We start from the raw sequence: 14,470 nt of genomic DNA on the forward strand, positions 1-14,470 counted from the left end.
TCCTCCCGCCATGGCTGTCTCTATCAGCGTCGATTACGAGGGCCGCCTGCGCTGCCAGGCCAAGCACGGTCCTTCACAAAACCAGTTCATCACCGACGCGCCAGTGGACAACCACGGCAAAGGCGAGTCTTTCAGCCCCACCGACCTCGTCGCCACCGCGCTGGCCACCTGCATGGCCACGGTGATCGGCATCAAGTCGCAGCAGAAAGGCTATGATCTGCCCGGTATGAAGGTCAGCGTGGAGAAGCACATGAGCGAGGACAGCCCGCGCCGCATTGTGCGGCTGCCGATCACCATCGAGATTCCGCTGCCCGCCGATCATCCCGACCGCAAACTGCTGGAGGCCACCGCGCTCGGCTGCCCGGTGCATCACAGCGTCCACCCGGACATCGACAAGCCGGTGACGTTTGTGTGGAGCGGAAATTGATCAGCGCCTCACCCAGCGGGCGCCATCAGACAGGCCCACCTGCCAGTTGCGCTCGTGCATGTAGGAGTAATCGGTTTTCCCGATCGCGCCGACCATCCATGAGCCGGTTTTGCGCTTCCAAGCCTTGCTAAAGCTTTCCGCCGTGTGGCAGCCCCAGCTCTGGCAGTAGGCTTTTCTGGCAAAGGCACCGCCATGGATCTTTCCGAGCTCCTTCTCATGCAGCCAGGCGGTTGAGGTGGCGTAGGTGTCGGAGCTGTAGTCGAACATGAAACTGTACTTGTTCGAGTGGCCGAAATACTCAAAGCCGGAGATCTTCATGCTGCGGCGACCCGGCCCGCTGTTGATGTACTGGATGAGCTCGTCCGCACTGCGGAACCAGACCAAGTTGATGAAGGGGTAGGCCTTCGGCACCGACTCGACGTTTTGCGTCAGCGGCTGGTGCTCCTCCGCGCCACGACGCACATAACCGTCCCGGTAAACCAGCCAGGTGATGCGCGTCCCCGCCGGCGCGGTCTTTTGAATCTCCTGCATGCGCACGCGTGCGGTGCGGATGAAGTTTCCCCACCAGCGGTCATGCTGCTGTCCTGGTGCCCGCAGGTCTTCAAACTTTCGCACAGCAGGCCCGCCGCTGACGACGAGGTACTCGGTGTCAGCCGCGGCATGGGAGGCCAGACCAAAGGTAAGGAGACAGATCGCAGAGAAAAAGTGTCGGTTCATGACAGCGGCAACAAAGCACGGCTACTTCGACTCGACGAGCTTGAAGTTCTTGAACTGCACCACCATCGGCGGCCCCTGATGGATTTGCAGGGCCAGCAGGCCCTCTTTCGGCGCGTTCGCGGTGTCCTCATCGGTCACGTCGATGGTCTGCAGCCCGTTGATGAAGTGCTGCACATGATTGCCCTTTGCGACGATGCGGTACTCGTTCCAGTCCTCTTTCTTGATTGCAGCCTGAATGGCGGCGTTGTCGCCAACAAGGCCGTTTTTGGCGATCTCGGGCTTCTTGCCGTCCGCGCCGGTCTTGATGGTGTTTTTCTCGCCACGCAGGGCCAGGATGCCACGGCCGCGCTCCTCATAGAGAATGCCGCTATACTTGTCCCCGGCCTCGAAATCGGCCTGATAGCCGCTGATGATGGGCCCGAACTCGCCAGGAGTGAGCTCCTTGCTGCGGTACTGCACACCCGAGTTTCCCTTTTCGATGCGGTATTGGAACGTCAGCTCGAAATCGCCCACCGTGCCGCCTTTCCACACGAGGAAGGTGTTGTGCTTGATGATGCCTTTCTTCGGATCGGCCGGGTCAGGCGGAGTGATGCCGGTGATGGCGCCGTCTTTCACGCTCCACAGGTCTTTGTTGCCCTCCCAGCCGGTGAGATCCTTGCCGTTGAAGATTTCTTTTTCGGCCGCGTTCGCAAACGCGACGACGGCAAACAAGGCTGCAAATGTGAGGGACAGTTTCATGGATGGATTGGGTTGGTGGGGCGAGGTGTAACGCGAGTGCATGGAAATGTCCATCGCTTTGGCGGCCACGGCATTGACGCTTGCGGTTTGGTTAAACGGCGATACACGCCGCTCCATGCATCTGCCGCGTTTTCTTTCATTCTCATGGCTGTGGTTCGCGCTCGTCATTTTCTGGGCCGTTGTGCTCTACTGGCTCTCGGAGCAGAGCAGCCTGCCCACATCAGAAAGCTTCGAGGGCATCGACAAGCTCCAGCACGCCGTCTATTTCGCTGCTGGCGGCGCCTGTTTCCTGCTCGGCCTGCGTCTGGCGGGTTTTGTCCGCAAAACCAGCGCCGCCGTCATTCTAACCGTGCTGTTCTGCTCCGTCGTTGGCGGTTTCGATGAATGGCATCAAACTTTTACGCCGGGCCGCAGCGGCGGCGATGTGTGGGACTGGCTCGCCGACATGACCGGCGGCTTCATCGGTGCGTTCATCGCGCTGAGAGCCGAAAACTGGCTCACTTCAGCGGGAACCACCACATCAGCAGGGCGGTGAGGAAGACGTTCGCGAGTGCGAGCTCGAAGAACACCTTCCAGCCCAACGCCATGAGCTGGTCAAAGCGGAAACGCGGCAGCGTCCAGCGGATGACGATGAAGAAGACGATGAAGACCAAGACCTTCGCAAAGAAGCAGCCGATGTGCAGCAGGCCGAGCCACCAAGGCGTGGCTCCCGCGTGATAATCGAGGCCCAGATACGGCGCAAACGGGATGCTCCAACCACCGAGGAACAACGTCACCGCGAGTCCTGAGCCGATGATCATCGCGGCGTATTCACCGAGGAAGAACAGTGCGAATTTCATCGAGCTGTACTCGGTGTGATAACCGGCCACCAGCTCTGTTTCGCACTCGGCGAGGTCGAAGGGGAGGCGGTTTGTCTCCGCGAACATCGAGACGGTGAAGATGCAGAACGAGATGAAGATCGGAACCAGCAGCACCCAGCGCGCGAGGCTTAATCCCTCGCCCCACAGCGGCAGCAGCAGCCAGCCGTTGGCATCCTGGAAGGCGGACATCTTGGTGAGGTTCAACTCTCCAAAAATCATGAGCACCGGAATGATCGAGAGGCCCAGCGAGATCTCATACGAGATCATCTGCGCGCTGGCGCGCACGCCACCGAGGAAGGGGTATTTGGAATTGGAGGCCCAGCCTGCCAGCACGATGCCGTAAACACCGAGCGAGGCGATGGCGAAGGTGAACAACGGCCCGACGCTCAGGTCGGCGATCACCAGCTTGATCGGCTCCGCCAGACCGAGGAAGGACAGATCCAGCTCGCTGCCAAAGGGGATCACGCAGCAGGTCAGCAACGCGGGCACCATCGTGAGGCAGGGTGCCAGCCAGTAGTAGAACGTGCGCACATGCGCCGGGACAAAATCCTCCTTCAAAATGAATTTCAGGCCGTCCGCCGCCGCCTGCGCCAGACCACCGATGCCAAAGGGCTGCCAGTCCTTCTTGAACCCGAGCAGCGTGAGCGGCACGCCCACGCGGTTCGGCCCCACGCGGTCCTGGATCACCGCCGAGATGCGTCGCTCGAAGTAAACCGAGATCGAGACCAGAGGCAGGATGACGAGGAAGGTGAGAAAAACGATCTTCCCCACCGAGGCGGCGAGCGCAATGAGATCGAAGGTGGCAAGGAGGGGCGTGGACATCGGCGCGGCGATTATCCGGCCCTCAGCAGGAGCGGCAACCCGATTTTGTGAAAAATTTCACAAAGTCCGCTCCGCCCGGTCACGGCACCTGATGGGAAGGCGGATTCCCCACGGACTTCTCCGCCGCCTCCTCCGAAAGCGGCGCGATCTTGTCCGCGATACGGAAGATCGCGAGGATCAGCTCCACCGTCACGCGGGCAAAGATCAGGTAGAGCAGAAAAGCCACGGGGGCGGTGATCAGCGTGAACATGCCGGACAACGTGCCGGTCTTGAATCCGCTGAACATCCACGAAATGGCGTAAAACACCGCCGCCAGCAGGCTCAGCACATACAGCATGCGCACCAGACGCGGAGTGACGAAACGCTTGAAGGAGAGGTCCAGCACCAGATCAAGCACGGCACGGATCTGCTGCCACAGGCTTGAAAGCACGGAACCAGGGGATTGATCGGTGTTCATGAGGCCCAGAGTACGCGGTGCGGCCGCCTGTGGCAACCGGCCAAAACAGGCCTTGGAATAGTGGTTGCGCGGTTAGACAACCACAGCCAGAATCCGCGCCTCTTTTTCCGCCCTGTGGCCAGGTGCGATTATTCGAGAAGCTCATCGACAACCCAAACACGTCAAAGTCATGCCTGCGAAATCAAAAAAGCCCGCAGCTAAGAAGCCTGCCGCCAAACCCGCCAAGAAAGCACCTGCCAAAAAGGCGGCGAAGCCTGTGGTGAAGTCGAAGAGCAAGCCCCTTCCGAAGAAAGCCGCGCCAAAAAAGCCCGCGCCCAAGAAACCCTCCCCCAAACCTGTGAAGAAAGCCGCTCCCAAAAAAGCTCCCGCCAAGAAACCTGCCGCAGTCGCTAAAAAGCCTGCCGTCAAGACCGCCCCGGCCAAAAAAGCTCCCGCTCCAGCCAAAAAGGCTGCCGCTCCGGCCAAGAAAGCCAGCGCACCTGCGAAAGCCAGCGCACCTGCGAAAGCCAGCGCACCTGCGAAAGCCAGCGCACCTGCGAAAGCCGTGAAGCCTGCGGCCAAGCCGGCCACACCAGCGCCTGCCCCAGCCCCGGCTCCGGCTCCTGTGAAAGCTGTGGTCACCAAGCCTGCCGCTGCTCCGCCAAAGTCTTCCAAGTCCACCCCGCCGCCACTCGCTGCGAAAGGACGCACCTCTATTTCCACCACGGGCACACCTCGCCGCCGTGCCAACGGCGAAGAAGAAGGCATCACCATCGAGATCGCCAAAGGTCCGGTGAAAATGACCCCCTTCCTCAAGAAGCAGAAGCAGCGCCTCTTCGAGTTGCGTGACGCCTACTTAAACTCCATCGAAGGTGTCGCCAGCGAGACCATCCGCAATGAAGGCGGCGACTCCTCCGCCTTTGGCATGCATCAGGCCGATGCCGGCAGCGACGCCTATGACCGCGACTTCGCCCTCAGCCTCCTCGGCAAGGAGCAGGACGCTCTTTACGAGATCAACGAGGCGCTCAAGCGCATCGAAACCGGCACCTACGGCCTCTGCGAAGGCACGGGAGTTCAAATCCCCGAGGAGCGTCTCGAAGCCATGCCCTTCGCCCGTTACTCCGTGGCTTATCAGGAAAAAATCGAGCGCAGCCAGATGAGCGGCCGCTGGAGCCGCCCCGTCCACTCCCTCTTCGGCCTCGACAACGCGGACGACGCCGCAGACGACGACAAGGACGAGGACGACGCCACCCCTGCCGCCAATAATAACAACTCCGGCGAATCACTTGACTTCTCAAAGGAGTGACCTAGCCTCCGCGCCCCAAATTTATGCCGCGAGAAATCATCACCCTTGAATGCACTGAAGCGAAGGCCGCAGGAATGCCGCCCTCCCGTTATGTGACCACACGTAACAAGAAAAGCGTCCGCACGCCGGGCCGTCTTGAGAAGGTGAAGTTCAACCACTTCATGAAAAAGCGCACCCTTCACCGCGAAACCCGCTAATTTTTACCCCCGACCGCCATGCAACCGAAGACCAAAGAACGCATGTCCAACTTCCGCCGCGCCAATCGCAAGATGCCGCGCCGTCGGGTGGACATTCCCGTGGAAAAGCTCGTTTACACCAATCCTGAGATCCTTTCCCGTTTCACCACCGAATCCGGCAAGCTCATCCCTCGCCGCATCACCGGTCTTCCTGCCTGGCTGCACCGCAAGGTCATCCGTGAGATCAAGCGCTCCCGCGCTGTGAATCTTCTGCCTTGATCCGCAGGCCGCCCGTGAAGGGTTTCTTTTGATCCGCTTCCCACTGTTGCAGCACGCGGCAGTGGGAAGTTTCATTTCCAGCCATGTCCGCCCTCCAAGACACGCAAAGCGAGCTCGACGACCGCCGTCTGCCCATCGACCGGGTCGGCGTCCGCAGCCTTCGATTCCCCATGCGCATCCGCGACCGTGATGCCGCCGAGCAGCACACCGTTGCCACCGTTTCCCTCGCGGTTGATCTGCCGCACCAGTTCAAGGGAACTCACATGAGCCGTTTTGTTGAGATCCTGCACTCTCATGGCACCGAACTGACCGTTTCCAACATCGTCGCCATGCCACGGGAGCTGATGAAAAAACTCCATGCCGACAAAGCACACGTCGAGATGCGCTTTCCTTACTTCCGCGCCAAAAAAGCGCCCGTTTCAGGCGCTGAAGGCCTGCTCGACTACGGTGTCGTCTTTGAGGTGAACGCGGACGCTGGCAAGACTGACTTCGTGCTCACCGTCGAGGTGCCCGTCGCCACGCTTTGTCCCTGCTCCAAGGCCATCAGTGCCCGCGGTGCCCACAACCAGCGCGGCACCGTCACTCTTTCCGTCCGCTTCACCGAACCGGTCTGGATCGAGGATCTCCTCGAACTCGTCGAATCCAGCGCCAGCAGCGAGCTGTACAGCATTTTGAAGCGTCCCGACGAAAAATTCGTCACTGAAGCTGCCTACGACAATCCGGTCTTCGTCGAAGACCTCGTGCGCAACGTCGCCGTGAAGGCCAAGGCGCATTCGCGCATCACCTGGTTCCGCGTCGAAGCCGAAAACTACGAATCCATCCACAATCACAACGCCTGGGCGGTGATTGAGAGCCACACCACTCCTTCATGACCTACGTCACCGCCGTTCTCCGCACCGATGAGCCTAATCTGATGCATCAGGCCGTCGAGGAGGCCGTGCGTCTCCTCCGCGAGGGCGAAGTCGTCGCCCTGCCGACGGAAACCGTCTATGGCCTCGCCGCCAACGCGCTCGATCCGGCCGCAGTCACGAAAATCTTCGAGGCCAAGGAGCGACCCACTTTCGATCCGCTCATCGTCCATCTGCCGAACAAGGATCAGCTCGATCTCGTCGCCGAGGTGCCCGAAGGCATCGCCCTGACGGTGAAGAAGCTCGTCGAGCGCTTCTGGCCCGGCCCGCTCACGCTCCTGCTGCCGAAAAAGCCGATTGTGCCCGACATCGTCACCGCCGGCCTGCCAACCGTGGCTGTGCGCGTCAGCTCCAACGGCATCTTCAAGCGCATCATCGGTGCGCTGGACAAACCACTCGCCGCGCCCAGCGCGAACCGCTTCGGCTCCATTAGCCCCACCAGCGCCAGCGCCGTGCTATCCGAGCTCGACGGCCGCATTCATCTCATCGTCGATGCCGGCGCCAGCCTCTACGGCCTCGAATCGACCATCATCAAGATCGAGCCCGGCTCGCCGAAGCCGCTCATCACCATCGTGCGCCCCGGTCCCATCACGCCGGACGACTTGAAACTCTACGGCAAGGTGAAAGTCGCCATCCGCAGCGTCATTGACGGCCCGTCAGATGCCCCCGGCCAGCTCGCCTCGCACTACGCCCCCAAGACCCCGCTGCGCCTGCTGGAACGCCCGTCCGATTTCATTCCTGAGGAAGGCAAGCGCTACGCCCTCATGAGTTACCGTGGCGAGGAAAAAGACGGCTACCTCAATCTCACCGAGTGGGAAGAAGTCATGATGCTCAGCCCCGGCAACGGCAAGCTCCCCGAGGCTGCTGTGCGTTTCTTTTATGTCCTGCGTGCGCTCGACAAGCTCGGCGTGGATGAAATCATTGCAGAACCGTTGCATGAACACGGCATGGGAATCGCCATGATGGACAAACTGCGGCGCGCCAGCGTCCGCTACGCTTCCTAAATCAGATACAGCCATGACTCCTTTTCAAGCACTGCCCCAGCCGCATGAGTGAGGACACGAAAAACACGAATTCGCAGGCCCGGTCCACCGGGATCGTCTCCATCGCCATCCTTTGCAGCCGCGTCCTCGGACTCGTGCGTGATCAGATGCTGAACGGCTTCTTCGGCTCGGCCTTCACCGGCATCTTCACCGCCGCCTTCAGAACGCCGAATATGCTACGTGACCTGTTCGCCGAAGGCGCACTCTCCACCGCATTCGTCACCACGTTCTCGAAAAAGATGAAGACCGAGGGCGACGAGGCCGCTTGGGCGCTCGGGCGGAAGATGATCTCACTTGCGATGTGGTTCATGGCCCTCGTGGCCATCGCCGGTGTGGCCCTGGCTCCGATTCTGTTCCGCATTCTCACGCCCGGTCTCAGTGAGGAAGCCAAAGTGCTCGGCACCTGGCTCGCTCAGATCATGTACCCCTTCATCGCGCTCGTGTCTGTCACGGCGCTGGTCATGGGCATGCTGAACTCGAAGAAAGTCTTCTTCATTCCCGCTGTCGCCTCCGCCTTCTTCAATCTCGGCTGCATCGTCGGCGGCGTGCTGCTCGCCTGGATCATCGACCCTGGCTTCCGTCACGGCAATGTCAGCGAAAAAGGACTCACCGGCTTCGCCATCGGCACCTTGATCGGCGGTGTGCTGCAGCTTGCTGTTCAGCTCCCTTCACTGCGCCGCGTCGGCTTCCGCTTCCGCTTCGACTTCGGCTGCAAAGACCCTGCCGTGAAGGAAGTGCTGCACCTCATGTGGCCCTCCATGCTCGCCGCCAGCGGCACCCAGGTCGCCGTGCTGCTCAATTCCATCTTCGCGTCCTACACCGCTGGCAAAGAATCGTCCCTGGCCTGGCTGGCGAACGCCCAGCGCCTCCAGCAGCTTCCACTCGGCCTCTTCGGCGTTGCCGTCGCCACGGTCACGCTGCCGATGCTCTCCCGCCTCGCCACCGAAGGCATGACGCCCGCGTTTCGCGGCGCTCTGGCCAAAGGCTTGCGCCTCGTGCTCTTCCTCACGCTACCCTGCGCCGTCGGCCTCTCGCTGCTCTCGCAGGAGATCATCTCCGTCATTTTCGAGCATGGCAAATTCACCGCGCACGACGTCGCCAACACCGCCGCACCTCTGCAAGCCTACGCGTTCGGCCTCATCTTCTACGCCGCCATCAAGGTGCTCCAACCGGCGTTCTACACCATCGACCGCCGTTTCATCCCAATGATCGTCAGCCTGGGCATCATCGCGTTCACCGCAACGGTAAACTCCATCACCGTCTTCGTCTTCCATTGGGATCACACCGCGCTCGCCTGGGCCACCGCAGTCGGTTTGGCGCTCAATTTCTTCACGCTCTACCTCTGCATGCGCAAGTTCGCCTCCGGCCTTGAAACGCGTTCGCTCATGCAAGCGCTCATCAAGCTCATCATCGGCATCGCCGCGATGTCCGGCATCTGTCTGGCGGCCAAATTCACGATCATGGCCGACTGGGCACACCTGAATTTCATGCTGCGTAGCGCCACACTTGCATTGAGCATCGGCATCGCCGCCATCGCTTACTTCGCGGTCACTAAGAAGCTCAAGGTCGAGGAATCCGGCGAATTCCTGTCGTTGCTTGGCCGCCGATTTGGCAAAAGGTAGCACCGCATGCCGGTCCAACGTCTCTGGCTTCAAGTCGCCGCCTTCCTCGCCCTCGTCTGGGGTGCGGTGGCTGCGGTCATGTGGGTCACCGAGGATTCTGTGTTCTCGCCAGAGAAGACGCTCGCGCTGATGGGGCAGGCGCCCTGGTTCGCCGATGCAGACCTTGATTCAAAGCAGCGCCTGCAGCATCTCGACAAAGTCATCACCTCCGTCATCCGGCTCGACTTCAACCAGCGCAGCACTCTGCGCGAGGATGGCCTGGAGATCATAGACCGCTTCTTCAAATCACTCACAGACGAGGAAAAGGGCGTGTACATCAGCCGCACCGTCGAAGAGAACCTCAAGGCCGTGATGAAAGGCCTTGAAAAGCTGCCTGCGGAAGACCGCCGTCGCATCATCGGCGGCATTCATCGCGAAATGAAGAAAAAGGCCGCCGACAACCCTGAAATGCAGCTTCTCCTCGATCAAGACGCCGCCAGCTTTGAAAAGACCTTCACCCAGGACATGGGCACCTTCTTCAAGGAGGCTCCGCTCTCCATGAAACTCGAAATGGCCCCCATGCTCGAAGGCATGCAGGCCCGGATGCAGGGCATGCGGATACGGTAGAGTAGTCCCGAGCTTTAGCTCGTTGGAGGCTTCGGAACGAGCTGAAGCTCACACTACTTTTTCCAGCCCATAGGCTGCGTCCACGCGGTTTCCGTCTGCCCCTCGAAAGATGGATTTGGGTGTGGCTTCGATGACACAATCGACGCACGGAAGTACAACTCCTTGCCCGTCGGCTTCCAGGTGATCTCCGCGCCTTCAAGCGTCGCCAACGACTTGCCCACGTCATCTGAGTAGAGTTTTCGCGTCGGATACGTGTCGCCCGCTGGCGTTTGAACCTCTCTCGTGGCCGTGTCGTAGCCCTGCAAGGTGCCGCGAATCTCGGTGGTGTATTTCACGCCCGGTTCCGCGTGAATCCGAAGGCGCAGCATGCCGTCGGTGAAGCTAACCTCATCCAGCGTGACGCCGGAAGACGCATAAAAATCGCCCGCCTTCATCGCCTTCACGATCTCATCGGCATCCAGCTTCGCCGCCCGCACCATCACCCAACCGCGTCCTGGGCTGCTTTCCTCACCGTGATAATGATGCGAGTCGTCCGTGCCCACGCCATACAGCGGCGCAGCCTTGAACTGAGCGATGCGCAGCGTGTTCGCGATGTCCCACAGATTTTCGTGCCCCACGCGTGTCTCATCTCCAAGCCAGTTGATGCCGGGATGGCCGTTGTAGATCTCCCAGAAGTTTTCCTCCAGCACCGCCGCCATGTCCTCCGCCGTGAAGGCCCAGCGGAAGTTCGGATGGTTGATGTGCGTGAACATCGGCACGCCCAGCCGTGCAGACTGCTCGTTCACCATCTTGAAATTGGCCCGCAGCACCTCCTGAATGCTGCCCAGGTCTTTGATCGGCTTGATCTCCTCCCGCAGGTTCACCGCGTTCATGTGGACCGGTGCTTTGCCCAGCCCCGCGCTGATCTCCTCCGCCTGCACAATCAAAAACTTCTCCGGTTCCTCAAATTTGGGCCGGTATTCCTCCAGTTTCTTCAGCCGCACCTCAGTCACGCCGTCCTTTTCGCGTGTCGTCACCCATTCGTCTCCAAACCGGGCGCGATACTTGTCCATCGTCGTTTTTCCCAGCGCCTTGCGCCGCTTTTCGACCGCCGGAACGCCCATCCAGACCTCTTTCGCCTGAAGCACGTTGTGATCGGAGATCGCCAGGAAGTCGTAGCCCTTCTGCTTGTACCAATCCGTGATCATCTCCGGGAAATCATTCCCATCGCTCCACAGTGAATGCGTGTGCGTGTTGCCCTTGAACCACTTCAGCTCCTGGGCGGGGGCGTTTTGAATCAGTCCGAAGGCGAGCAGGCAGAGAACGGTTGGGCGCATCCCTTCCGAACGCACCCAATCGTCCGCATCTCACTTGGAATCTCGCGGCACCACCACAATGGCGTTGCGTACTGCCCAGCCCGGCTTCTCAAACTGCACGGCACCCGCTTCGTTTCGACACCACAGGCCAGTTGAAGGGCCACCGTCAAGATTAAGCGCGCGTTTGACCTTCATCTCACTGATGATTCCTGGCGTTACGAGGATGTGCGCGAGTTCGAGCAAGCCCACGCGCTTGCAGATGCCAATGGCCCAACGTCCTTCATTGTCCGTCAGAATGAATGTGCGGTGGTTGCGTTGTTCCGGCTCCTTTGGTGATGACACAGGCCAGACACGTCCATCGCTGACCAGCCATGGGCTGCATTGGACAAACTCAGTGATGTCCGGCGAATCACGAAATTCTTCGCTCCACACCAGCGAAGCCTTCCCCTGTTTCACCATCAACCCGCCGATCCATTTACCATCTGTAAATTTGTCACTTCGAACTCCCTTGGCGATTTCCAGACCGGCTGGGCCAAAGTCGCCCCCGGCGTGGAAATAACCTCCATTGCAAACGGTCAGCGCATTTTCCGCGAGACCGATGGCATCAAGTGTTCGGGCTGATTTGCTCTCCGCATTGGCGACCACACGCATCTGGCATTGAGTCTCGTCGAAAACAACGAGCCTGATCTCAGCCTTGGCGGGCCCGATGACCTGTTTGACGACATAAATCGCTCCATGACCGACTGGAGCGGCCTTGGAGGATGATTCTAGCCGCCACGTTTGCGCATGCGCCGAAACGATCAGCGAGAGGAGCAAAAGAAGCGGTTTCATGGCGCATCACTGCTCCACTTTGAAGAGATGCATTGAGGTGCCGTGCGGATTGAGGCCGACGTAGTTGTCCGCGCCTTTCCATTCGTAGCTCTGGTTGTGCAGGAGATCGGTGACTTTGAAAGGACGGCTGCCATCCAGGCCGAGCGCTGCCAGATCCAGATGCACCATGCCACCGGCGGGATGATGCGGGTCGTGACTGATCACGCAGAGGATGCGGTTGCTGAAGTCGGGCGTGACTTTGCTGTAGCAGAGAACTTGGTCGTGGTCGGAGCCGTGGAAGCTGAGGTTGTCGTAGAGATGCAGCGCCGGGTTGTCGCGACGGATCAGGTTCAGCATGCGGATGAAGGCCGTGATGTTGCCCGGCTTGTTGTAGTCGCGCTGTTTGAGCTCGTACTTCTCGCTATGGTTGTACTCTTCCTTGCCAGGATACGGGTCGTTTTCACACAGCTCGTAGCCTGAATACATGCCCCAAGTCGATGACATCGTGGCCGCGAGCGCCGCACGGATGCGGAACATCTGCGGTCCCGCATTTTGCAGGTGTTCAGGCAGGATGTCGGGCGTGTTGGGCCAGAAATTCGCACGGTAATACCAGCGCATTTCACTGCGCGTGAGTTCGGTGGCGTATTCGGTGAGCGCGTGGCGATCTTCGCGCCAGGTGAAGTAAGTGTAGCTCTGCGTGAAACCGATTTTGCCGAGCACCTGCATCATCTTGGGCTTGGTAAAGGCTTCCGCGAGGAACAGAACGTCGGGATCTTTGCGCTGGATGGTGGCGATCAATTCCTCCCAGAACGCGACGGGTTTCGTGTGCGGATTATCAACGCGGAAGATCTTCACGCCGAGATCGACCCAGTGCTGCACCACATCGATCAGCTCCTTCCACAACGCGCGCCAGTCATCGCAGTGGAAATTGATCGGGTAGATGTCCTGGTACTTCTTCGGCGGATTCTCCGCGTAGCGGATGCTGCCGTCGGGGCGCTTGTAGAACCACTCGGGGTGATCTTTGACGTAGGGATGGTCTGGCGAGCAGTTGATGGCGAAGTCGAGCGCGATCTCGAGACCGCGTTTTTTCGTCTCCTTGATCAACCACACGAAATCCTTCTCCGTGCCGAGCGCCGGTTCGATGGCGCGATGTCCACCCGCAGGACCACCGATGGCCCATGGGCTGCCCACATCGTCAGCCTTGGCCGTGAGTGTGTTGTTCTTCCCTTTGCGGGCCGTGATGCCAATCGGATGGATCGGTGGGAAGTAAATGACATCGAAACCCATGTGCGCCGCATGATCGAGGCGGCTTAGGCAGTCGCGGAAGGTCGAATGCTTGTCAGCGCGGCCTTCCGCGCCACGCGGGAAGAATTCATACCACGCCGAAAACCGGGCGCGTTCACGCTCCACGATCACGCGCAGGGTGTCGGAGGTGGTGGACTGCGCGCGGTCAGGATACTGGTCCATCAGGCTCTGCATCTCGTCGGATTGCAGCACGTCCATGATGTCAGAAGGAGCCACGGTGGTGAGCAGATCGGCGCAGTCTTCGAGCTGTGTCGCCGCCGCAGGCACGCCGGCGGCACGCGCGCGTTTGGCGGCATCGCGCAGCAGTTTGGCGCCTTCCTGAGCCTCGATGGGCGCGTCAGGATCCTTTGCCTGCACGCGCACGGCAAAGGTCTTCTTCCACGAACGGAACGTGTCGCCCCAGGCTTCGACGACGTATTCCCAACGCCCGGCCTTTTCAAAGCAGCATTGACCTTGCCAGCGGTCGTTTGACAGCGGCTTCATCAGCGCTTCAAACCAGCGCCGCGTGCCCGCCAGCCGCCAGCGCAGCACCGCGCTCATCACGTCATGGCCATCCTTGAAAATATCGCACCAGATATCCAGCGGCTCGCCAATCACCCGTTTGACGGGATGGCGCCCCCCCTCGAGGCAGGGATAAAAGTTTTCGATGACGACGGTGGGGGCGTGAGATGCGGACATGGGGGTAGAAGTTTGCAGTTGTTGGCAGTGGTTTGCCGTGGTTGGCGATAGTTTCAAGCCTGAGCAGCGCGGCGGAGCTGGGATTCGCGAAGGTTATGGATTCTCACAGAGAGGTCGTAGGCTTGATTCAAGATCGGGTCTGTGACCTCCGCAGAAGTGAAACCAAGGTCCGTGGCGAGAATAAGGTCACAAGCGGTTTCCATGAGGGAGGCGTAGGACTGGCTAGAGTAATGCGCCTGATCCTTCAGGCTCGAACGACCACTGCCTTCGGCAAGGTTGTTGGCGACTGAAACCGTGGCACGCGTGAGCTGGCTGGTCATGCCGTAACGTTCACTTGATGGGAATGACTCGGCGCATTGATACACCACCCTGACCAACTGGCGCGCATCCTGCCAGACTTCCAATTTTTCAAAGGGGAACTCTTTTCTCATGGTTTGCAGTT

17 protein-coding genes are annotated in these 14,470 nt (G+C 60.0%); 9 read left to right on the top strand and 8 right to left on the bottom strand.

Translation table 11 applies throughout. The features are described 5' to 3' along the window. Window positions 1–10 precede the first annotated feature (10 nt). Complete coding sequence (locus ACILSI_RS13930; RefSeq protein WP_395722496.1) at window positions 11–427, top strand: OsmC family protein; 417 nt, start codon at window positions 11–13, stop codon at window positions 425–427. Here ACILSI_RS13930 and ACILSI_RS13935 read toward each other — a convergent pair whose 3' ends face one another. Together ACILSI_RS13935 and ACILSI_RS13940 are read right to left on the bottom strand one after the other, a co-directional pair. Further along, complete coding sequence (locus ACILSI_RS13935; protein ID WP_395722497.1) at window positions 428–1,144, bottom strand: hypothetical protein; 717 nt, start codon at window positions 1,142–1,144, stop codon at window positions 428–430. 21 nt (window positions 1,145–1,165) lie between these two features. Next, on the bottom strand, window positions 1,166–1,882 hold the full coding sequence (locus tag ACILSI_RS13940; RefSeq protein WP_395722498.1) for a DUF1080 domain-containing protein: 717 nt from the start codon (window positions 1,880–1,882) through the stop codon (window positions 1,166–1,168). Between the two features lie 40 nt (window positions 1,883–1,922). Here ACILSI_RS13940 and ACILSI_RS13945 point away from each other — a divergent pair, with 40 nt between their 5' ends. Then, window positions 1,923–2,417, top strand: coding sequence for a VanZ family protein (locus tag ACILSI_RS13945; protein ID WP_395722499.1), 495 nt, complete (start codon window positions 1,923–1,925; stop codon window positions 2,415–2,417). Here the strand turns inward: ACILSI_RS13945 and ACILSI_RS13950 are convergent. Together ACILSI_RS13950 and ACILSI_RS13955 are read right to left on the bottom strand one after the other, a co-directional pair. After that, window positions 2,380–3,564 carry an NADH-quinone oxidoreductase subunit H gene (locus tag ACILSI_RS13950; protein WP_395722500.1) on the bottom strand — a complete coding sequence of 395 codons (1,185 nt, stop codon included), beginning with the start codon at window positions 3,562–3,564 and terminating at the stop codon, window positions 2,380–2,382. The two genes, ACILSI_RS13945 and ACILSI_RS13950, sit on opposite strands and share 38 nt — an antisense overlap. 79 nt (window positions 3,565–3,643) lie before the next feature. Continuing rightward, entirely contained in the window at window positions 3,644–4,021 is a 378-nt protein-coding gene (locus tag ACILSI_RS13955; protein ID WP_395722501.1) for a DUF4282 domain-containing protein, read from the bottom strand. Window positions 4,022–4,190: 169 nt separating this feature from the next. Between ACILSI_RS13955 and ACILSI_RS13960 the strand changes: the two genes are divergently transcribed. The 7 genes from ACILSI_RS13960 (at window position 4,191) to ACILSI_RS13990 (ending at window position 9,940) form a co-directional block, all read left to right on the top strand. After that, a complete protein-coding gene (locus tag ACILSI_RS13960; protein WP_395722502.1) occupies window positions 4,191–5,306 on the top strand; it encodes a TraR/DksA family transcriptional regulator in 1,116 nt (371 codons plus the stop codon). Window positions 5,307–5,329: 23 nt separating this feature from the next. Further along, on the top strand, window positions 5,330–5,503 hold the full coding sequence (rpmG, locus tag ACILSI_RS13965) for a 50S ribosomal protein L33 (RefSeq protein ID WP_294397372.1): 174 nt from the start codon (window positions 5,330–5,332) through the stop codon (window positions 5,501–5,503). A gap of 18 nt (window positions 5,504–5,521) precedes the next feature. After that, on the top strand, window positions 5,522–5,761 hold the full coding sequence (rpsR, locus tag ACILSI_RS13970) for a 30S ribosomal protein S18 (protein ID WP_395722503.1): 240 nt from the start codon (window positions 5,522–5,524) through the stop codon (window positions 5,759–5,761). A gap of 83 nt (window positions 5,762–5,844) precedes the next feature. After that, window positions 5,845–6,633, top strand: a complete 789-nt coding sequence (gene folE2, locus ACILSI_RS13975) for a GTP cyclohydrolase FolE2 (protein WP_395722504.1) — start codon at window positions 5,845–5,847, stop codon at window positions 6,631–6,633. After that, window positions 6,630–7,673, top strand: coding sequence for an L-threonylcarbamoyladenylate synthase (locus ACILSI_RS13980; RefSeq protein WP_395722505.1), 1,044 nt, complete (start codon window positions 6,630–6,632; stop codon window positions 7,671–7,673). Before folE2 ends, ACILSI_RS13980 begins: the two co-directional genes overlap by 4 nt. Before the next feature lie 44 nt (window positions 7,674–7,717). Then, window positions 7,718–9,334, top strand: coding sequence for a murein biosynthesis integral membrane protein MurJ (murJ, locus tag ACILSI_RS13985; RefSeq protein WP_395722506.1), 1,617 nt, complete (start codon window positions 7,718–7,720; stop codon window positions 9,332–9,334). A gap of 6 nt (window positions 9,335–9,340) precedes the next feature. Next, window positions 9,341–9,940 (top strand): hypothetical protein, encoded by a 600-nt coding sequence (locus ACILSI_RS13990; protein WP_395722507.1) that lies wholly within the window; start codon window positions 9,341–9,343, stop codon window positions 9,938–9,940. Between the two features lie 53 nt (window positions 9,941–9,993). Here the strand turns inward: ACILSI_RS13990 and ACILSI_RS13995 are convergent, their stop codons facing one another. From ACILSI_RS13995 to ACILSI_RS14010, 4 genes are all read right to left on the bottom strand, one after another. Beyond that, window positions 9,994–11,256, bottom strand: coding sequence for a hypothetical protein (locus ACILSI_RS13995; RefSeq protein ID WP_395722508.1), 1,263 nt, complete (start codon window positions 11,254–11,256; stop codon window positions 9,994–9,996). A 30-nt stretch (window positions 11,257–11,286) separates the two neighbouring features. After that, window positions 11,287–11,886: a phosphodiester glycosidase family protein gene (locus ACILSI_RS14000; RefSeq protein ID WP_395722509.1), complete on the bottom strand. Its 600-nt coding sequence runs from the start codon at window positions 11,884–11,886 to the stop codon at window positions 11,287–11,289. A 186-nt stretch (window positions 11,887–12,072) separates the two neighbouring features. Further along, window positions 12,073–14,028 (bottom strand): maltotransferase domain-containing protein, encoded by a 1,956-nt coding sequence (locus ACILSI_RS14005; protein WP_395722510.1) that lies wholly within the window; start codon window positions 14,026–14,028, stop codon window positions 12,073–12,075. A 53-nt stretch (window positions 14,029–14,081) separates the two neighbouring features. Next, entirely contained in the window at window positions 14,082–14,459 is a 378-nt protein-coding gene (locus tag ACILSI_RS14010) for a four helix bundle protein (RefSeq protein ID WP_395722511.1), read from the bottom strand. Window positions 14,460–14,470: the final 11 nt, after the last annotated feature.

The sequence above is a fragment of the Prosthecobacter sp. genome (assembly GCF_044232965.1).
In the GTDB taxonomy this organism is placed as follows: Bacteria; Verrucomicrobiota; Verrucomicrobiia; order Verrucomicrobiales; family Verrucomicrobiaceae; genus Prosthecobacter.